The 17,948-nt window shown below is 71.0% G+C and carries 19 protein-coding genes; 8 read left to right on the top strand and 11 right to left on the bottom strand.

Features of this window, described 5'->3' with window-relative positions; all coding sequences use genetic code 11:
* Positions 1 to 51: 51 nt before the first annotated feature.
* Positions 52 to 639 (top strand): DUF1349 domain-containing protein, encoded by a 588-nt coding sequence (locus ACYVLT_RS06435; RefSeq protein WP_461119159.1) that lies wholly within the window; start codon positions 52 to 54, stop codon positions 637 to 639.
* A 16-nt stretch (positions 640 to 655) separates the two neighbouring features.
* Here ACYVLT_RS06435 and ACYVLT_RS06430 read toward each other — a convergent pair whose 3' ends face one another.
* Together ACYVLT_RS06430 and ACYVLT_RS06425 are read right to left on the bottom strand one after the other, a co-directional pair.
* Positions 656 to 1,270 (bottom strand): hypothetical protein, encoded by a 615-nt coding sequence (locus tag ACYVLT_RS06430; protein ID WP_461119158.1) that lies wholly within the window; start codon positions 1,268 to 1,270, stop codon positions 656 to 658.
* Positions 1,271 to 1,495: 225 nt separating this feature from the next.
* Positions 1,496 to 2,926, bottom strand: a complete 1,431-nt coding sequence (locus tag ACYVLT_RS06425) for an LVIVD repeat-containing protein (RefSeq protein WP_461119255.1) — start codon at positions 2,924 to 2,926, stop codon at positions 1,496 to 1,498.
* A 224-nt stretch (positions 2,927 to 3,150) separates the two neighbouring features.
* Between ACYVLT_RS06425 and ACYVLT_RS06420 the strand changes: the two genes are divergently transcribed.
* Positions 3,151 to 3,774: a DUF305 domain-containing protein gene (locus ACYVLT_RS06420; RefSeq protein WP_461119157.1), complete on the top strand. Its 624-nt coding sequence runs from the start codon at positions 3,151 to 3,153 to the stop codon at positions 3,772 to 3,774.
* Positions 3,775 to 3,794: 20 nt separating this feature from the next.
* On the opposite strand, the gene ACYVLT_RS06415 is transcribed toward ACYVLT_RS06420, so the two are convergent.
* Positions 3,795 to 4,109 carry an antibiotic biosynthesis monooxygenase family protein gene (locus ACYVLT_RS06415; protein WP_461119156.1) on the bottom strand — a complete coding sequence of 105 codons (315 nt, stop codon included), beginning with the start codon at positions 4,107 to 4,109 and terminating at the stop codon, positions 3,795 to 3,797.
* An 81-nt stretch (positions 4,110 to 4,190) separates the two neighbouring features.
* Between ACYVLT_RS06415 and ACYVLT_RS06410 the strand changes: the two genes are divergently transcribed.
* The 5 genes from ACYVLT_RS06410 to ACYVLT_RS06390 all read left to right on the top strand — a co-directional run bounded on the left by ACYVLT_RS06410 (position 4,191) and on the right by ACYVLT_RS06390 (position 8,479).
* Complete coding sequence (locus ACYVLT_RS06410) at positions 4,191 to 4,772, top strand: TetR/AcrR family transcriptional regulator (RefSeq protein WP_461119155.1); 582 nt, start codon at positions 4,191 to 4,193, stop codon at positions 4,770 to 4,772.
* 244 nt (positions 4,773 to 5,016) lie between these two features.
* Positions 5,017 to 5,925, top strand: a complete 909-nt coding sequence (locus ACYVLT_RS06405; RefSeq protein ID WP_461119154.1) for an ABC transporter ATP-binding protein — start codon at positions 5,017 to 5,019, stop codon at positions 5,923 to 5,925.
* 4 nt (positions 5,926 to 5,929) lie between these two features.
* The gene (locus tag ACYVLT_RS06400) at positions 5,930 to 6,655 is read left to right on the top strand and encodes an ABC transporter permease (protein WP_461119153.1); all 726 of its coding nucleotides are present in this window, start codon (positions 5,930 to 5,932) and stop codon (positions 6,653 to 6,655) included.
* Between the two features lie 13 nt (positions 6,656 to 6,668).
* Positions 6,669 to 7,865 (top strand): sensor histidine kinase, encoded by a 1,197-nt coding sequence (locus tag ACYVLT_RS06395; protein WP_461119152.1) that lies wholly within the window; start codon positions 6,669 to 6,671, stop codon positions 7,863 to 7,865.
* Entirely contained in the window at positions 7,862 to 8,479 is a 618-nt protein-coding gene (locus ACYVLT_RS06390) for a response regulator (protein WP_461119151.1), read from the top strand. The genes ACYVLT_RS06395 and ACYVLT_RS06390 overlap by 4 nt, the downstream gene beginning before the upstream one ends.
* 67 nt (positions 8,480 to 8,546) lie before the next feature.
* On the opposite strand, the gene ACYVLT_RS06385 is transcribed toward ACYVLT_RS06390, so the two are convergent.
* The 6 genes from ACYVLT_RS06385 to ACYVLT_RS06360 all read right to left on the bottom strand — a co-directional run bounded on the left by ACYVLT_RS06385 (position 8,547) and on the right by ACYVLT_RS06360 (position 14,373).
* Positions 8,547 to 8,759, bottom strand: a complete 213-nt coding sequence (locus tag ACYVLT_RS06385) for a hypothetical protein (protein ID WP_461119150.1) — start codon at positions 8,757 to 8,759, stop codon at positions 8,547 to 8,549.
* A gap of 100 nt (positions 8,760 to 8,859) precedes the next feature.
* Entirely contained in the window at positions 8,860 to 9,342 is a 483-nt protein-coding gene (locus ACYVLT_RS06380) for a nucleoside deaminase (RefSeq protein WP_461119149.1), read from the bottom strand.
* A gap of 66 nt (positions 9,343 to 9,408) precedes the next feature.
* Positions 9,409 to 11,634, bottom strand: a complete 2,226-nt coding sequence (locus ACYVLT_RS06375; protein WP_461119148.1) for a molybdopterin cofactor-binding domain-containing protein — start codon at positions 11,632 to 11,634, stop codon at positions 9,409 to 9,411.
* Positions 11,631 to 12,986 carry an 8-oxoguanine deaminase gene (locus tag ACYVLT_RS06370; RefSeq protein WP_461119147.1) on the bottom strand — a complete coding sequence of 452 codons (1,356 nt, stop codon included), beginning with the start codon at positions 12,984 to 12,986 and terminating at the stop codon, positions 11,631 to 11,633. The genes ACYVLT_RS06375 and ACYVLT_RS06370 overlap by 4 nt, the downstream gene beginning before the upstream one ends.
* The gene (locus tag ACYVLT_RS06365) at positions 12,983 to 13,486 is read right to left on the bottom strand and encodes a (2Fe-2S)-binding protein (protein ID WP_461119146.1); all 504 of its coding nucleotides are present in this window, start codon (positions 13,484 to 13,486) and stop codon (positions 12,983 to 12,985) included. Before ACYVLT_RS06365 ends, ACYVLT_RS06370 begins: the two co-directional genes overlap by 4 nt.
* A gap of 2 nt (positions 13,487 to 13,488) precedes the next feature.
* On the bottom strand, positions 13,489 to 14,373 hold the full coding sequence (locus tag ACYVLT_RS06360) for an FAD binding domain-containing protein (protein WP_461119145.1): 885 nt from the start codon (positions 14,371 to 14,373) through the stop codon (positions 13,489 to 13,491).
* Between the two features lie 173 nt (positions 14,374 to 14,546).
* Between ACYVLT_RS06360 and ACYVLT_RS06355 the strand changes: the two genes are divergently transcribed.
* Positions 14,547 to 16,025, top strand: coding sequence for a PucR family transcriptional regulator (locus ACYVLT_RS06355; RefSeq protein ID WP_461119144.1), 1,479 nt, complete (start codon positions 14,547 to 14,549; stop codon positions 16,023 to 16,025).
* Positions 16,026 to 16,082: 57 nt separating this feature from the next.
* Here ACYVLT_RS06355 and ACYVLT_RS06350 read toward each other — a convergent pair whose 3' ends face one another.
* Both ACYVLT_RS06350 and ACYVLT_RS06345 read right to left on the bottom strand, forming a co-directional pair.
* Positions 16,083 to 16,436, bottom strand: a complete 354-nt coding sequence (locus ACYVLT_RS06350; RefSeq protein ID WP_461119143.1) for an Imm1 family immunity protein — start codon at positions 16,434 to 16,436, stop codon at positions 16,083 to 16,085.
* 2 nt (positions 16,437 to 16,438) lie between these two features.
* The gene (locus tag ACYVLT_RS06345; protein ID WP_461119142.1) at positions 16,439 to 17,851 is read right to left on the bottom strand and encodes a DUF1996 domain-containing protein; all 1,413 of its coding nucleotides are present in this window, start codon (positions 17,849 to 17,851) and stop codon (positions 16,439 to 16,441) included.
* Positions 17,852 to 17,948: the final 97 nt, after the last annotated feature.

Below are 17,948 nucleotides of genomic sequence, written 5' to 3'. Positions count from 1 at the left end.
GCGGGCCGCGGTTCCGACATGATCTGCGGACCGACAACGCCGGAGGTTCCCGTGTTCACGCTTGGCCCGTCGTCGTTCGACTGGGACGTGCCGCCCGCGAAGTGGGAGGTCGCCGACGACGTGCTGACGGCGGTCGCCGCCGCGCGGACCGACATCTTCCGCAGCCCGATCGGCTCGCACGTCAAGGAGGACGCCGCGCGGGCGCTCACCGAACCGCCGAGCGGTGACTGGCAGTTGAGCGCGCGGCTGCGGGTCGACTTCCACGCCGACTGGGACGCCGGCGCGTTGCTGCTCTGGCGCGACGACCACACGTGGGCCAAGCTGAACCTGGAGTCGGCACCCGGCGGCACGCCCTCGATCTACTCGGTGGTCACGCGCGCCGGCCGGTCCGACGACGCCGTGGGCCCGGCCGTCGACGGCGACACCGCGTGGTTGCGGATCAGCAGCCTCGACGGCGGGTACGCCTTCCACTCGTCGCACGACGGCGTGACGTGGCGGTTGCGGCGGCAGTTCACCCTGGACGGCCCGGTGCGCGTCGGGCTGGAGGTCCAATCACCGGTCGGCACCGGTTGCGAGGTGGTCTTCGACCAGGTTCGACTGGAGCAGAGCCGCCTGGCCGACCTGTTCGGCGGCGCGTGATCCGCCCGCGAACCGTTCAAGGCCGGCGCAATTTCGTCAACCTGAGCCGTTCGGCTTCCGACAACGCCGAATCGGTGAGCACGCGCACCCCGCGCGCGCCGATCGGCTGACCGTTCACGGAAGTCACCCAACCGGTCGGCACGTCGGTGAAGAGGGTGACTTCCGGGGTGTCGGCGAAATGGCCGTAGCCCAATACCGTCGACCGGCTCACCCGCGGTCCGTTCAGCACCACGTAATCCTGGTCGGCCGCGGTCGGATCGGTCACCCAGGGCACCTCGTCGCCCAGCGTCCAGCCGCCGACGCCGCCGTAGCGCAGCAGGAACGTGCGGGCGTGGTGGATGGTGACCACGTAGTGGTGGTCGGATTCCGACTCGACCGGGCCGGGCGTGCGGGTGAAGTTCAGGCCGTAGGAGACGCCCGCCGCCCGCAGGGTCCGGGAGAACTCCGCCCGGTCGTTGCCGCAGGTGCTGATCGCCCGCGAGAGCGCCGACCACGCGCCGGTGGCCGCCTGGTTCGGCAGCCGCGCGCCCGGCCAGGGGTCCCGAATGGTCATGCCGCCCCAGATGAGACGCACGGCGGGTGCCGGCCAGACATTGTCGCGCTCACCCCGGTAGAGGGTCATGTCCGGCATGGGAATACTCCTCGCGAGGAATTCGTGAAGAGGAATCGGCTCCGATCCTACGCGGAGTAGGACCGGGTGCGGACGAATTCACCACCAAGGAGTACCGAGCCGCGAAAATGCGGTCCTAAAAGGGGGAATATGCAGTGTCCGTGCCGCCGGGCGGGCGAAAAGGGGGCCCGCCGCTGGTGCGCGGCGGGCCCCCTCCTGCGTCCGAACGGCGTCGGACCGCCTCGGCTAGCGCGGGAACAGGTCCCGGTACGAGCCCTGCGTCTGCACGTTCAGCTCACCGACGCGGACGAGCTTCGCCGTCATGGTCCGCGGGTCGCGGATGTCGAAGACGTCGAAGCCCTTGGCCATGTCGGAGGAGAAGATGTAGCCGTTGTAGTAGTACGCCGACCACGAGCCGCCGCCGGCGCCGTTGGGCAGCGGACCGCGCTCGAACCAGCCGATCTCCTTGGGGTTGCGGGAGTCGGTGAAGTCCCAGATCGAGATGCCGCCCTGGTACCACGCCTGCACCATGATGTCGCGACCCTGCACCGGGATCAGCGAGCCGTTGTGCGCCACGCAGTTCTCGGTGTCGCCCTGGGTCCGGGAGATCTTGTAGTACGAGCGGAACTCCAGCTTGCGACCGTCACCGCGACCGGTGATGTCGTAGATGCCGTCCGCACCGCGCGTCGGGCCGATCTTCTCGTTGCAGGTCGGGGCGCTGCCGCCGCCGAGCTCGTCGGTGAAGACGACCTTGGTGCCCGCGTTGTTGAAGGTGGCCGAGTGCCAGAACGCGAAGTTCACGTTGTCCTGCACGCGGCTGATCTCGCGGGGCTTCTCCCGGTCGGAGATGTCCCACAGCACGCCGTCACCCATGCAGGCGCCGGCCGCGAGGTCCTTCGACGGGTACACGGTGATGTCGTGGCAGCCGGAGGTGGCGCGGACGTAGCCGTCCTCGATCGTGCCCTCACGGCCGGGGTTGCCGCCGTCCGGGAACAGCACGGTCTCCGACAGCACCGACGCCGACGCCGGGTCCTTGAGCGGGACCTTGACGATGGAGATCAGGTCGTGCGGCGTCTTGCAGTCGGGGAAGGTGTCGTTGGGGCTGTACGACGAAACGTACAGGTAGGCGTTCTTGCCCTTCTTGTCCGGCACCAGCGTGTGCGTGTGCGAACCGCACTTGGTCTCGACCGCGGCGACGTACCTCGGGTTCTTCTTGTCGCTGATGTCGAAGATCTTGATGCCCTCCCACGCGTCCTTGTTGGTCGCGGAGAGCGGCGTGCTGGCGCAGGAGTTGTCGCTGCGCGAGGAGTCGGTGGACAAGAAGAGCAGGTTGTCCTTGACCGAGATGTCGTTCTGCGAGCCCGGGCACCAGACCGTGCTCACGATGGACGGCTTGTGCGGGTTGCGCACGTCGTAGATGACGAAGCCGTCGTAGTTGCCGTCGAACGCGTAGCCGTTCTGGAACGCCAGGTCCGACCACGTCGAAGAGGCGGTGAAGGGCGCCGGCTTCGGGAGGTTCGCCAGGTGCTTGACGTTGCGGCTGTTGCGGATCTCGTCGACGCCGGGGATGCCGGCGGCCGGCTGCTCCTGGCTCGACAGTTGGGTCTCGGACAGACCGGCCAGGTCGGCGTCGTCCGGCGCCGCGGTCGCCTGGGGTGCCCAGGTCACGACCGACAGGCTCAGCGCGAACGCCCCCAAGACCGCGGCCGGCGTTCTGCGCCGGCGGCGGGTCAAATCGCGTACTTCCACTTCAGGTTCCCCTTCCAACCCAGTGCAGGGTCCGCAGTATCACCCGTTCGCAACGCTAAGGACAGACCCATTCGTCGGGAATCTGCCGACTTCCGAGTCGTGGGACCGCCGGGTACGTTGGCGGCCGACCGGTGGCTCTAGGGGGTAGTGGGATGCGGATCGTGTTCGTCGCGGTGCTGGTGGCCGTCCTGGCGGGCTGCACGGCGCAGTCGCCCGACCAGCCTCCGATCATCGCGCCGCAGGGGCCTGGTGAGCAAGCGCAGACCCTGGCGCCGGAGGACTTCGGCACCGACCGGTGGGTCGCCCCGAGCGAGGCGGACCTGAAGTACGTGGCCCGCATGATCGTCCACCACGAGCAGGCGCTGACCATGTCCGCGCTCGCGCCGCAACGCGCGCAGAACGAGACGGTGCGCGGCCTCGCGTCGCGGATCCACGACACGCAGGGGCCCGAGATCAGCGGGATGAAGCAGTGGCAGCGGCAGTACGCGGAGAACGCGCCCGCGCACGGCCACAGCGCCGACCTGCCGGAAGTGGACCACCGGTCGATGCCCGGCATGGCCACCGACGAGCAGCTGGCCGCGCTCGAAGCGGCCCGCGGCGCGGACTTCGACCGGCTGTTCCTGGAGTTGATGATCGCCCACCACGAGGGCGCGGTGCAGATGGCGGTCGAGTTGCTGTCCTCGGGTACCGACGTGCGGGTCGAGGAGATGGCCAACGACGTGGTCGCCTCCCAGTCCGACGAGGTGGAGCGGATGAGGGCGATCACCATCCCCTGACGGGGGCGGTCGACCCGCGGTCACGGGGCGAGCAGGAGGTCCTCCGAGTGGTGGAAGGTCTCCACGGCGTTGCCCGTCACGTGGCGCGCGATGCCGGCGTTGCGCCTGTGCGCCTCCTTGAAGGAGTCCGACGCGACCCAGGCGCGGAAGTCGTCCTCGGTGTCGAACTCGTTGACCGACACGTACGGCTGGTCGGGGCGGGTCGGGCGCAGCAACGTGCTGCGGCGCAGGCCGGGCACGCCGGGCAGGTAGGTGCGCATGTTGCTCTTGAAGTGCGCCTCGAACTCCTCGGCGCGCTCGGCGGGGACGAACAAGCGGTTGGTCGCGATGAACACCCGACACCTCCGTGGTTCCCGACGCTGTGTAGGGAACTATTCCAACGGCACGTAGGTAACGCAAGGGCTAGGATTCGGTGGGTGCCCAGGATCAGCGCCGACACGCTGGCGCAGCACCGTGCGAACCGGCTGCGGGACCTGCTGGACGCCGGGCGTGACATCGTGGCCTCGGAGGGCGCGGACGCGTTGACCCTCGCGTCGCTGGCGCGCCGGGTCGGCTTGTCGCGGCCGAGCCTGTACGAGTACTTCCGCTCCCGCGAGGAGCTGGTCGCCGCGATCGTGTCCGACGAGCTGCCCGAGTGGGGTCGCAAGCTGGTCGAGGCGGTGCGCTCGGTCGAGGGCGTGCAGGCCAGGGTCGAGGCCTACCTCCGCACCGAGCTGGAGATCATCGCCGACGGCAGCCACGGCGCCGTCGTCGCCCTCTCCGCCCACGCGCTGCCCGAGGCCGCCCGCACCCGGATCCGCGCCGAGCACGAGAAGCTCCTGACACCCCTGACCGACGCCCTCACCGAGGCGGGCGTCCCGTCACCCGCCCTGCGCGCCACCCTGATCCACGGCGCCGTCGAGGCCGCCGCCCGCACCCTCCGCCCGGGCGACACCTCCCACAACGCCGAGGTCGTCACCACCCTGGTCACCCAAGTCCTGCACGGCCTCCACCCCTAACCCCCCGCTTCCCACCCCCAGAACCGCGAGAGTCCTACGTTCGCGTCGCGTGAGTCCTACCTCCAGAACGCGCGTGTCCTACGTTCAGAACGCGCGTGTCCTACGTTCAGGACCCCTGAGTTCAACGCTCAGGTGCACCCCGAGCTGGTTCAGGGTGGTCTACGGGAAGATCAACCGATCGGTTGATGCGAGGTCTGACCCGCCGTGCGATCCGGCCGAACGTCGCCGCGACGACGCTGGTGGCATGGCAATCATCGAAGTGGTCGACCTCGTCAAGAGGTACGACCGGAAGGTCGCGGTGGACGGTGTGTCGTTCACCGTCGACGAGGGGGAGATCTTCGGCATCCTCGGCCCGAACGGGGCCGGGAAGACCACGACCGTGGAGTGCGTGGAGGGCTTGCGCTCCCCGGACGGCGGCACGATCCGTGTCGACGGACTCGACCCGCAGCGCGATCGGGTGAAGCTCCGTACCCGGCTGGGCGTGCAGCTGCAACAGAGCGAGCTGCCGGACCGGATCCGGGTCGGCGAGGCCCTCGACCTCTACGCCTCCTTCTACCGCGACCCGGCGGACTGGCGGGAGCTGCTGGCACGCCTGGGCCTGGCCGATCGCGCCAAGACCGAGTACCGCAAGCTCTCCGGCGGCCAGAAGCAGCGCGTCTCCATCGCGCTGGCGCTGATCGGCAAGCCCAAGGTCGCCGTGCTGGACGAGCTCACCACCGGCCTGGACCCGCAGGCCCGCCGCGACACGTGGAGCCTGGTCGAGCAGATCCGCGACGCCGGCGTCACGGTCGTCCTCGTCACGCACTTCATGGAGGAGGCCGAACGGCTGTGCGACCGGATCGCGCTGATCGACGAGGGCAGGCTCGTCGCGGTCGACAGCCCGGCCGGGCTGGTGTCCCGGGTGGACGGTGAGCAGCGGGTCCGGTTCCGGCCGGCCACGCCGTTCGACGTTGCGCTGCTGGAAGAGCTGCCCGAGGTCGCGCACGTCGACCGGCACGGGCCGCAGCTCGTCGTCACCGGCACGGGCAACCTGCTGCACGCCGTCACGTCCGTGCTCGCCCGCAACCAGATCGTCGCCGCCGACCTGCGCATCGAGCAGGCGGGCCTGGACGACGCCTTCATCCGCCTCACCGGCCGCACCCTCACGGAGTAGCAGCATGCTGAAGATCGTCAACACCGAGTGGAAGCTGTTCCTGCGCGAGCCGAGCATGGTCGTGTTCGCCGTGCTCTTCCCGACCATCCTGCTGCTGGTGCTCGGCGCGATCCCCGCGTTGCGCACGCCCGACCCGAACTTCGGCGACCAGCGGTTCATCGACTCCTACATGTCCTCGCTGGTGGTGATCACGCTGGCGTTCCTGGGGTTGAACAAGCTGCCCTCCACGGTGGCCACCTACCGCGAGAAGGGCGTGCTGCGCCGCTTCTCCACCACCCCGGTCCACCCGGCGCGCCTGCTGGTGGCACAGGTGCTCGTCAACGTGATCGCGGGCGTGATCTCGATCGTGCTGCTCATGGTCGTGGCCCGGGCGGTGTTCGGCATCGACCTGCCGCACCACCCGCTCGGGTTCCTCGTGACGTGCCTGCTCGGCATGCTGTCGCTGTCCGCGCTCGGTCTGCTGGTCGCGGCCTGGGCGCCGAACGCGCGGTCCGCGGGCGGGTGGGCGACCGTGGTGTTCATGCTGGTCATGTTCTTCGGTGGCGCGTACCTGCCCCGGTTCCTGCTGCCGGACCTCCTGAACACCATCGGCGAGTACCTGCCGCCGGGCGTCGGCGCGTTGCAGGAGTCGTGGTTGGGCGTCGCGCCGGATCCGGTGCACCTCGGCGTCCTCACCCTGGTCACGCTGGTAGCGGGTACGGTCGCGGCGAAGTCGTTCCGCTGGGAGTAGCGAGGTGCGCGCGATGGACGTGCTGGACACGTGGGAACGGCGGCTCGCCGTCGCCGGGCACGCCATCCCGTACTTCGTGCTGGTGCTGACGACCGCCATGTACCTGGTGGTCGGGACGGACCCCGCGCCGACCACCGCGGTCAACGTGGGCATCGCCGCGGCGACCGGCCTGTGGATGCTGTGGTGGTACACGTGGCACCCGGGCTGGCGCTCCCGGACCGGTCTGATGGCCCTGTTCTTCGTCGGCATCCTGGTCGCGTACGCCTTGCTGGGGCTGCGGGACCCGCTGTTCGGGTTCTTCTCCTTCGCCGGGTACATCTACGCCATAGACGTGCTGCCCGGCCGGTGGAAGCTCGCCGGGGTGTCGGCCACCGGCGTGCTCGCGGCGACGTCGTTGTACGGGGGCCTCCCGCCGGCGGAGTTCGGGCCGATCGTGGTGTACCTGATCATCGTGGTGTTCATCGTGGTCATCGCCTGCACGTTCACCGCGTTCGGCCACATCACCTCCGAGCAGTCACGGCGCCGCAAGGAGATGGTCGCCCAGATGGAGGCGATGATGGAGGAGAACGCGGGACTGCACGCCCAGTTGCTCATCCAGGCGCGCGAGGCCGGTGTGCTGGACGAGCGGCAGCGGTTGGCGCGGGAGATCCACGACACGCTCGCCCAGGGGTTCACCGGCATCATCACCCAGCTCCAGGCCGACGAGAACCCGCCGCGGCACGTCGAGACGGCGTTGCGGCTGGCGCGGGAGAACCTGGCCGAGGCCCGTCGTTCGGTGCACGCCCTGCGGCCGCCCGCGCTGGTGGACGCGAACCTGCCGGACGCGTTGGCCGAGGTCACGGCGGGGTGGGCGGACCAGACGGGGGTGGCCGCGTCGCTCCACACGACGGGTGCGGCGCGCGCTCTGCACCCGGAGGTGGAGGTCACGTTGCTGCGTGCCGCGCAGGAGGCGCTGTCCAACGTCGCCAAGCACGCGCGCGCTTCACGCGTCGGGTTGACGTTGTCGTACATGGAGGACGTGGTGACGTTGGACGTGCGTGACGACGGCGCCGGGTTCGACCCGGAGGTGCGCACGGACGGGTTCGGGCTGGTCGGCATGCGTCAACGGGTGTCGCGCTTGGCGGGAGCGCTGGTGGTGGAGTCCGAGCCGGGCGGCGGCACGGCGGTGTCGGCGTCGGTCCCCGCGATCCCGGCCGAGGTGGCCAGGTGATCCGCGTGGTGATCGTGGACGACCACCCCGTGGTGCGCGACGGGCTGCGCGGGATGCTCGCGGGCGCCGGTGACGTCGACGTGGTGGGTGAGGCGGCGGACGGCGCGGAGGCGGTGACGGTGGTGCGGGCGCTGCTGCCGGACGTCGTGCTGATGGACCTGCGGATGCCCGGTGTGGACGGCGTCACCGCCATCGAGCGGTTGCGCGGTTGCCCGACCAGGGTGTTGGTGCTGACCACGTACGACACGGACAGCGACGTGCTGCCGGCGATCAAGGCGGGCGCCACCGGGTACCTGTTGAAGGACACGCCGCGCGACGAGTTGTTCCGGGCGGTGCGTTCGGCGGCCAGGGGCGAGGCGGTGCTGTCGCCATCCGTGGCGACCCGCCTGGTGGGTCAGGTGCGGCAGCCCGCGGCGGAGCCGTTGAGCGACCGCGAGGTGGAGGTGCTGGCGCTCATCGCGCGCGGGTGCACGAACCGCGAGGCGGCGGCGAAGCTCTTCATCAGCGAGGCGACCGTGAAGACGCACCTGGTGCACGTCTACGCCAAGCTGGGCGTGAAGGACCGCGCCGCCGCCGTCGCGGTCGCCTACGAACGGGGACTGCTGGGCGCCTGACCGTGGACTTCATCGGCGGACGGGAACCTGTCCACAGCTGCGAAGACGGGCCGCGCATCGCGCACCGTCACGTGATATCCGAGGAACGTCCTGGTCGAGCCACGGCGGAGGCGTAGTCGGTCGCCCCGGACACCAGCAGGCGCGGCGCCGTTCCCCGGGACCCCACGAGGCAGTTGTCCACAACCGACGAAGAAGTTGCGGCGCCGGCCGGGAATTCCACCGAACCTGTGTCCATGGCCAACGACTTCAGACCGACCGCGAAGAACAGCACCGCGATCACGGTCATCAACCAGCCGACCGAGCGCCACCGGCCTCGGCACATCTTGATCACCACAAGTGCCGGTGCGGCGGCCCGCGCAGGCACTCCGGGGCCTGCCCGCCTAGTAGTCGACGCGGTCGGTCCGGGACAGCCACGCGGTGAACGGCGCGTTGTCCACCCCCGTGGAGACCTGGTGCACCGGCAGGCTCCACGTTTCGCGCGGCCTGCCGAACAACTCGTAGAACTCGCGGTCGTCGAACCCGGCCTCGGCGGCGTCGTGCCGGTCGGCGGCGTAGACGACCCGGTCCACCCGCGCCCACAGGGCGGCGGACAGGCACAGCGGGCACGGCTCGCACGACGACACCAGCACGCAGCCGGTGAGCCGGAAGTCGCCGATGGCCTGGCAGGCCGCCCGGATGGCGACCACCTCGGCGTGCGCGGTCGGGTCGAGCGTCGGGGTGACCTGGTTGGTGCCGGTCGCGATCACCTCGCCGGCCCGGATGACGACCGCGCCGAACGGGCCGCCACCGGCGGCGACGTTGCGGGTGGCGAGGTCGATCGACGCGCGCAGCCAGGCGTGGTCGGGGGACACGGACGTGGTCATGGGGTGCTCCTAGGGGCGTGCGCGTGCGCGCCACGGCGGCCGTGGCCCGGGTGGTTCGCGCGGGGATCAGGTGCCGGTGATGTGCTCCGGTCGCACGGGCACTCGGGTCAGGGCCAGGCCGGTGGCGGCGCGGATGGCCGCGACGATGGCCGGTGTGGACGAGATGGTGGGCGGCTCACCGACGCCGCGCACACCGTAGGGCGCGTTCGGGTCGGCGAGTTCCAGCACGTCGATGCTCATCGGTGGCATGTCGAGCACGGTCGGGATGAGGTAGTCGGTGAACGACGGGTTGCGCACCTTGCCGCCCGAGAGCTGGATCTCCTCCATCACCGCGAGGCCGAGGCCCTGCGCCGAACCGCCCTGGATCTGGCCCAGCACGGCCTGCGGGTTGAGCGCCTTGCCGACGTCCTGCGCGCAGTCCAGCCCGACCACCTTCACCAGGCCCAGCTCCACGTCCACGTCCACCACGGCCCGGTGCGCGGCGAACCCGTACTGCACGTGCGCGTTGCCCTGCCCGGTCTCCGGGTCGATGGGCTCGGTGGCGCGGTGCCGCCACTCCACGGTCTCGTCGATCACCTCGTCGCCCAGCAGACCGGCCAGGTCCGCGGTCGACGGGTCGCGGCCACCGGCGAGCTTGGCCAGCTTCTCGCGCACGGCCGCGCACGCCGCCTTCACCGCGCCGCCGGTCACGTAGGTCTGACGGGACGCGGAGGTGGAGCCGCCGTTGCCGATGCTGGTGTCCATCGGCAGGATCGTCACCCGCTCCACACCGAGTTCGGTGCGCACGATCTGCTGCATGATCGTCACCAGGCCCTGACCCACCTCGGCCGCCGCGGTGTGCGCCATCGCGGCCGGTTCGCCGTTGATGACCTGCAACCGGACCCGGGCGGTGGAGTAGTCGTCGTAGCCCTCGGAGAAGCAGATGTTCTTGATGCCCACCGCGTACCCCACGCCGCGCACCACACCTTCGCCGTGCGTGGTGTTGGAGACGCCACCCGGCATGTCGCGCAGGTCGACCGTGGTCGCCAGCGGTGGCATCGGCTTGTCCTTCACCAGCTTCAGCAGCTGTGCGACCGGCGCGGCGGAGTCGACCACCTGCCCGGTCGGCATGACCGAGCCCTCGCTCATCGCGTTGACGATCCGCACGTCCACCGGGTCCATGCCCAGCGCCTCGGCGAGCTTGTCCATCTGGGACTCGTAGGCGAATCCCGCCTGCACCGCGCCGAACCCGCGCATCGCGCCGCACGGTGGGTTGTTCGTGTAGACGCCCCAGCAGTCGACGGTCACGTTGTCCACGTCGTAGGGGCCGATGCCGAGCGTCGCCGCGTTCGCCACCACGGCGGAGGTGCTGGAGGCGTACGCGCCGCCGTCGAGGTGGATGCGCGCCCTGACGTACACGAGCTTGCCGGTGCGGTCCGCGCCGTGCTCGTAGTACAGCACCGCGGGGTGCCGGTGCACGTGGCCGTAGAACGACTCCTCGCGGTTGTAGACCATCTTGGTGGGCTTGCCCGTGTGCCGCGCCAACAGGCACGCGTGCACCTGCATGGACAGGTCTTCCCGCCCGCCGAACGCGCCGCCGACGCCGGACAGCGTCAGGCGCACCCGCTCCAGCGGCAGGCCGAGCGCCGCCGCGACCTGGCCCTGGTCGACGTGCAGCCACTGCGTGGCGACGTAGAGGTCCACGCCGCCGTCCTCGGCGGGCACCGCCAATCCGGACTCGGGACCGAGGAACGCCTGGTCCTGCATGCCGACCTCGTACCGGCCGGTGACCACCACCTCGGCCGCCGCGTGCTGGTCGCCACGCCGCACGGGCACGTGCCGCACGAGGTTGCCGCCGGGGTGCAGGGGCGTGTCGTCGACCGCGGTCTCCATGTCCACGACGGGCCTGAGCACCTCGTACTCGACCTTGATGCGCTTCATGGCGCGCTGCGCGGTCTCCGGGTGGTCCGCGCCCACCAGGGCGATCGGTTCGCCCTGGTAGCGCACGACGTCCTCGGCGAGCACCGGCTGGTCCTTGTGCTCCAACCCGTACCTGTTCTGCCCGGGCACGTCCTGGTGCGTGAGCACGGCGTACACGCCGGGCACCTTCAGCGCCTCGGTCAGGTCGATCGAGACGATCCGCGCGTAGGGGTGCGGGCTGCGCAGGGTCGTGCCCCAGATCATGTCCTCGTGCCACAGGTCCGAGGCGTAGGCGAACTCGCCGCGCACCTTGAGGTTCCCGTCGGGCCGCTGCGGGCTGGAGCCGATGCCGCCGGGCACGGCGGAGGTCAGTTCGGCGGGGGTGAGGCTCATCGCGTCCCCTTCAGTCGCTCGGCGGCGGCACGCAGGTCGCGCGCGAGGTCGGTTTCGGAGGCGGTGCGCAGCTCGCCGTCGTCGACCACGGTCCGGCCGCCCACCATCACGAGCTTGAGCTTCGGCGGCGGGCCGAGCACCAGGGCGGCCACCGGGTCGTCGATGCCCGCGTGGTCGAGACCGTCGAGGCGCCACACCGCGAGGTCGGCGAGCTTGCCCGGTTCGATCGAGCCGATCTCCGCCTCACGGCCGAGGCAGCGCGCGCCGCCCATGGTGCCCATCCACAGCGCCTCGCGGGCGTTCAACGACTTCGGGCCGCCGCGTTGCCTGGCCTGGAGCAGGGCCTGGTGCAGCTCTTCGACCATCCCGGCGGACTCGTTGGAGGCCGCGCCGTCCACGCCGAGGCCGACCGGCGCACCGGCGTCGAGCAGGTCGCGGACCGGGGCGATGCCGGTGCCCAGCCGGCCGTTGGACGTGGGGCAGTGCGCGCTGCCGGTGCCGGTCGCGCCCAGCCGCTTCACCGCTTCGGGCGACAGGTGCACGGTGTGCGCGAGCCACACGTCGTCACCGAGCCAGCCGAGGCGTTCGGCGTACTCGGTGGGCGTGCAGCCGTACTCGGCCTGGCACTGCTCCTCCTCGTCGACGGTCTCGGCGAGGTGGGTGTGCAGTCGGACGCCGCGGGCGCGGGCCAGTTCGGCCGCACCGGTCATCAGCTCGGCGCTGACCGAGAACGGCGAGCACGGTCCGACGGCCACTCGGACCAGGGCGTCCGGGCGCGGGTCGTGGTGGTCGACGACCGCCTGTTCGGTGGCGACGAGCGCGGTCTCGGTGTCCTCGACCAGGTTGTCCGGCGGGAGACCGCCGTGCGACCGGCCGCGGTCCATCGAGCCGCGGATGGCGTGCAGGCGGATGCCGATGCGCTTGCCCGCCTCGACCAGGGCGCCGAACTGGTCGCCGCCCTCGCGCGGGTGGACGTAGTGGTGGTCGGCGGCGGTCGTGCACCCGGTGGTCGCGAGCCTCGCCAGCCCGGCGGAGGCCGCCGAGTGCGTGATCTCGGCGTCCAGGCCGCGCCACACCGGGTACAGCGTGGTCAACCACTCGAACAGGGTGGCGTCCTGGGCGATGCCCCGGGTGGCCCACTGGTAGAGGTGGTGGTGGGTGTTGACCAGGCCGGGCGTGACCAGGCAGCCGCTGCCGTCGACCCACGTGTGCGGGCCGGTGGGCTTGGGCGCCTGGCCGGGGCCCACGGCGGTGATCCGGCCGTTCTCGATGACGACGTGGCCGAACGCGTGCTCGGTGCCCGCGGCGTCCACCGTGGCGATCGCGACGCCGTCGAGGATGGTCGGCGTCATCGCGCCGCGCTCTCGGGGTCCGCCTTGCGGGTCGCGGCCAGGCGCACGGCGTCGAGGATCTTCTCGTAGCCCGTGCAGCGGCACAGGTTCCCGGCCAGCGCCTCGCGGATCTCCGGGTCGCTCGGTTGCGGCACCCGGTCGAGCAGGTCGTGCGCGGCGACCACCAGACCGGGCGTGCAGAACCCGCACTGCACCGCGCCCGCGTCCACGAACGCCTCCTGGACGGGGTCGAGCCGATCGCCCGCCCGGGTCGGATCCTTCCTGCCGATCCCCTCCACCGTCCACACCTCGCGGTCCTGCACCTGGCCCGCGGCCACCAGACAGGAGCACACCGGCGTGTTGTCCAGGTACACCGTGCACGAGCCGCACTCGCCCTGCTCGCAGGCGTTCTTGGAGCCCGGCAGACCGAGCCGCTCGCGCAGCAGGAACAACAGGCTCTCGCCCTCCCAGACGTCGTCGGCCTGCTTCTGCTCGCCGTTCACCGTCACGTTCACGCGCATGGTCAGGCCACCTGCTCGGAGTAGTCGCGCCAGGCCCAGTCGAGCGTGCGGCGGGCCAGCACGGAGAGGGCGTGCTTGCGGTACGCGGCCGAACCGCGCACGTCGTCGATGGGGCTCGCGGCCTCCGCCACGAGTTCGCCGAACCGCCGCTTCACCGAGTCGAGCAGCGGTTTCGGCGACTCCCACTGGTTGGTGGAGGTCAGCTCGGCGGACAGGAACTCCTCGGCCGCCGACGCGCGGCGCGGCGTGGGCGCGGCACTGCCGACCGCCGCGCCGACCCGGTGCTGCGCCGGGTGCAGGGCGATGGCGAACGAGCACACCGCGATCACCATGGCGTTGCGCGTGCCGACCTTGGAGAACTGCTGCGGTGCCCGGGCGACCGGCACGTGGACCGCCGTGATCAGCTCGTCCGGCTCCAGCGCGTTGCGCTTCACGCCCAGGTAGAAGTCGGTGGCCGGGATGAGCCGGGTGCCCCGGGTCGAGGCGGCCTCCACGGTGGCGTCGGCGACGAGCAGCACCGGGTGCGTGTCACCGGCGGGTGACGCGGCGCCCAGGTTGCCGCCGACCGTGCCGCGGTTGCGGATCTGCGGCGAACCGACCGTGCGGGAGGCCATCGCGAGCCCGGGCAGGTGCGCGCCCAACTCGTCGATGATCCGGGTGTACGGGACGCCGGAGCCGATGCGCACCGCTGCGCCGTCGGCGGCGTGGTCCGTGTCCCAGGAGCGGAGTTCGGCGATCCGGGTCAGGTCGAGCAGGGCGGCCGGGCGGCGGTGGTCGAAGTTCAGCTCAACCATCACGTCCGTGCCACCGGCGATGGGCACGGCGTCCGGGCGTTGCGCCTTGAGCGCGAGCGCCTCGGCGAGGGTGTCGGGGCGGAGGAAATCCATCGGCTACCTCGGTGGCTGGAGTGCGCGGTGTGAGCCAGTACACAGGCCCGGGACCGTGATCGGCTACGGCGGCGGCGCATGAATCCCAGGCTCCTACAGTGAGGGGATTTGTGCTTTCCTACAAACACGATCGGACGACGGTAAACGGCCGAGATGACGTGGAGGAGGCGCGCGTGTTGCTGGTTCGGAGCCTGCTCGGGATGCCGGAACTCCGACTTCGCCTCGTCCGTGGCGCCGAATCGCTTGACAGGCCGGTGACCAGGCTCTACGGCACCGAACTACCGGATCCGGCCCGCTACCTGTCCGGTGGCGAGCTGGTGCTCTCCGGGCTGTTGTGGCACCGGACCGCGGCCGATTGTGAAAAGTTTGTCGCTTCCTTGGCGGCGTCGGGAGTCGCCGCGTTGGCGGCCAGCCCACCCGATGTCGGCGAATTGCCCGAGGCGCTGGTCGAGGCCTGCGAACGGCACGGCGTGCCGCTGTTGCAGGTACCGGTGGACCTGTCGTTCGCGGTCATCACCGAACGCGTGGTGACCGAGCTCGCGGCCGAGCGGGTCGGTGACGCGGGCGCGCTGCTCGGCAGGCACCGGCGGCTGCTCACCGTGGTCGTCGAAGGTGGTGGGTTGGCCGAGCTGGTGGCCGCGGGCGCGGCGGAGCTGGACGCGCCGTGCCGGGTGCTGTCGTGCACCGGTCACGTCGTCGCCGGGCCCGAACTGCCCGAGGCCGAGGCGTTGGTGCGGGAGTTCCTGCTGGCCGACCGGCTGCCCAGGGTGGTGCGCGGCGTGACGTTGCTGCCGGTGTCCGCGCGCGGGGGTTCCCGGCTCGCCTCGTGGATCCTCGTGGTCTCCGGCGACCGGACGCACGACGAGGTCGCCGCCGAGCTGGCCGGCCTGGTCGGCGTGGAGCGGGCGCGGGTCCTGCAAGGGCGGGAGATCGAGAACCGGGCGGCCGGGCCCTTGGTGCGGCAGGTGCTCACCGGCGGCGAGGTCGCCGCGCGGATCGCGGCGGTCGGCTGGGACCCGGACGCCCCGCTGCGGGTGCTGGCGGCGTCGGTGTCGGACGGGCCGGTCGAGCAGGCCGTCGCGCTGGTGGAGGAGGTGCTGGCGTCGGTCGCGCCGACGTTCCTGGTGGCCGCCGCCGGCGCGGAGGTGTACGCGCTCGTGCCGTCCGGGTCGTGGGCGGAAGGGGTCCGGACGGCGTTGCGGACGCTCGAACCGGGCCTGCGCTCGACCAGGGTCCTGGTCGGGATCTCGTCGCCGGTCGGGCACGCCGGGCTGCGCGGCGCGGCGGAGGAGGCGTCGCACGCCCGGCGGCTGGGCGAACGGCGGACCGGGCGGACCTGCGTGGTGGCGGGGGAGGAGATCGCCCTGCACCAGCTGCTGCTGGCCGGCGTGCCCGAGGAGTTGCGCCGCTCGCTGCGCCGGCGGCTCCTGGGCCCGGTGCTGGACTACGACGCCGAGCACGGTTCGGACCTCGTGGGCACGCTGCGGGTTTTCCTCGACTGCTCCGGCTCGTGGACCACGGCCGCCGCGCGGCTGCACGTCCACGTGAACACCTTGCGCTACCGGGTGGGACGGGTCGAGGACCTCTTGGGGGTGGACCTCTCGAACTTCACCGAACGGGTGGACCTGTACCTGGCGCTCCAAGCCGGCTGAACCGGGAAAGGGGCCATCCCCGACCCGCCGCCGCGCGGATCGGGGATGGCGTCTTCCTCACCTCACCTGCTGCCACGGGACGAGCGTGGGGCGCTGTCCGGTGGCGAGGAACTCCTCGATCGCGACGGCGAGGTCGGCGACCGGGATCTCGCAGTGGGTGGGGAAGTTGACCCCGGCGTACCGGGGGCGTTGGCGGGGGCCTTCGCCGAGGCTGGCCCACGAACCGGTGATCACGTCGGTGAACAGCATCGCCCCGCGGTCACCGCGCACGCCGACCCACACGAGGTGGTCCGGGCAGTCCGTGTGCACGAGCGTGGCGTCCTCGGCCACCGTGAGGCGGTCGAGCAACCGGTGCACGTCCTCGGTGGCGCGCAGTTCGTCCACACCGGACGCGAAGTTCGCCTGGATCATCGTCACTCCTTGCACCGGCGGCCGGTGTTCACGCACTGCACCAGGCGGTTCATGATCTGCTCGGACATGACGTTCGCGAAGTCGTCGTGGTCGGAGAACGGGTTGTGCTCCTCCTGCGGGAACGCGTCGACCGCGTACTGGCCGGCGACCTGGACGTCACGCGGGATGTTGTAGGTCAGGCTGATCCGCAGCTGCGGCACGGCCTTGAAGCCACGCGGGCACTTGCCGTTGTCGTTCGGGTAGACGATGTGGTCGCGGTGGTTGGCGCTGTCGGTGTTCTTGCCGTCCCAGCAGCTGGCGAAGTCGTGGATGCGCTTGACCTTGCTGCCCTCCGGGCAGATCGGGTACTTGTCCATCAGCACCTTGTCCTCGAACCCGGTGCAGGTCCACGACTTGCGGGCGTTCTTCGGGCCGTTCGTGGAGACCTTCGCGTCGCCGTAGAGGACGCGCAGGAACTGCGGCATCGCCTCGACCTTGCCGACGGGGCTGCCGCGGAAGGTCAGGTCGACGACCTCGGGGCGCTGGATCTCGCCCTCGTTGCCGGGCAGTTCGTTCTCGTCGCTGGCGCTCTTGCCGTCACCCTTCTCCGGCGCGTCAGCCTCCGCCTCCTGGGCCGCCTCGGCGACCCGGGCGTCGTTGGCGTCGCCGTCCTTGACCGTGCACGGCGCGAGCCTCTTGAGCCCGCGCGGGCGTTCGGCGACCCGGTCGATGGCGATGGTGATGCGGTCGATCGCCGCGGTCCGCTTGTCCCGCAACGGCCCCAGGACGGTGTTGTTGACGAAGTTCGGGTCGTCGACGTTCGCCGCCGCCTTGAGCTTCTGGTTGGCCTCGGCGATCTGGTCCTTCATCGCCTGGAGGTTGCGGTCCACCTCCGCCTTGGCCTGGCGCGGCACGTTGCGCAGCTTGCGCTGCACGTCCGGGCACTCGACCTCGGCGTCGGCCGGCCGGCCCGGCTCCTCCTCCTCGTCCTCGCGGTCGATCCGGACCACCGGCCAGAAGTAGGCCGACTTGTCACCGTTCTTGCAGGTGGTGTCCGCTTCCAGCAGGCTCTCGTTGGTCGAGTCGGCGTCGGTCGACACGTTGCCCACGTAGTCGTGCAGGTGCTCGGCCCCGTTGCGGACCCCCGGCTGCGCGATGAAGTTGTCCGGGTTGAAGTGGCCGTTCTCGTTGCGGCCGCAGTCCACGGTGAACGTGCCGGTGCTCGCGCCGCGCTGCGGCTGGGGAGCCCGCACGTTGCGCTGCTGCTTCGTGATGTCGACGAACAGGGAGATGTCGGCCCCGTCCGCCTGGGCGGTGCCCTGATCGCCGGTGGTGCTGATCGCGACGGCCAGGCCGATCGTGAGCGCCAACCCGGTCACGCCGGCAGTCAGCTTCGTGCGCCGGGAGAAGCGGTGCCGCCCCTGGTTTCGCGTCATGGATGTGTCACCTCGTCGTAGGTACGCGCATGTGTGCGTTGAACCCCGACCGCCGGTGGGCGGTGGACACAGTGGCATACGTACCGCGCCCAGTCCG

It is taken from the genome of Saccharothrix stipae, from assembly GCF_054781895.1.
Note: the sequence above shows the minus strand (reverse complement) of the source record. Positions and strands in the feature narration are given on the sequence as shown.

What these genes read in the sequence shown, in the direction of transcription:
- ACYVLT_RS06350 (WP_461119143.1), bottom strand. Translation starts at nt 16,436, where the DNA reads ATGATCCAGGCGAACTTCGCGTCCGGTGTGGACGAACTGCGCGCCACC.
- ACYVLT_RS06345 (WP_461119142.1), bottom strand. Translation starts at nt 17,851, where the DNA reads ATGACGCGAAACCAGGGGCGGCACCGCTTCTCCCGGCGCACGAAGCTG.
- ACYVLT_RS06420 (WP_461119157.1), top strand. Translation starts at nt 3,151, where the DNA reads ATGCGGATCGTGTTCGTCGCGGTGCTGGTGGCCGTCCTGGCGGGCTGC.
- ACYVLT_RS06380 (WP_461119149.1), bottom strand. Translation starts at nt 9,342, where the DNA reads ATGACCACGTCCGTGTCCCCCGACCACGCCTGGCTGCGCGCGTCGATC.
- ACYVLT_RS06370 (WP_461119147.1), bottom strand. Translation starts at nt 12,986, where the DNA reads ATGACGCCGACCATCCTCGACGGCGTCGCGATCGCCACGGTGGACGCC.
- ACYVLT_RS06375 (WP_461119148.1), bottom strand. Translation starts at nt 11,634, where the DNA reads ATGAGCCTCACCCCCGCCGAACTGACCTCCGCCGTGCCCGGCGGCATC.
- ACYVLT_RS06430 (WP_461119158.1), bottom strand. Translation starts at nt 1,270, where the DNA reads ATGCCGGACATGACCCTCTACCGGGGTGAGCGCGACAATGTCTGGCCG.
- ACYVLT_RS06405 (WP_461119154.1), top strand. Translation starts at nt 5,017, where the DNA reads ATGGCAATCATCGAAGTGGTCGACCTCGTCAAGAGGTACGACCGGAAG.
- ACYVLT_RS06365 (WP_461119146.1), bottom strand. Translation starts at nt 13,486, where the DNA reads ATGCGCGTGAACGTGACGGTGAACGGCGAGCAGAAGCAGGCCGACGAC.
- ACYVLT_RS06360 (WP_461119145.1), bottom strand. Translation starts at nt 14,373, where the DNA reads ATGGATTTCCTCCGCCCCGACACCCTCGCCGAGGCGCTCGCGCTCAAG.
- ACYVLT_RS06400 (WP_461119153.1), top strand. Translation starts at nt 5,930, where the DNA reads ATGCTGAAGATCGTCAACACCGAGTGGAAGCTGTTCCTGCGCGAGCCG.
- ACYVLT_RS06395 (WP_461119152.1), top strand. Translation starts at nt 6,669, where the DNA reads ATGGACGTGCTGGACACGTGGGAACGGCGGCTCGCCGTCGCCGGGCAC.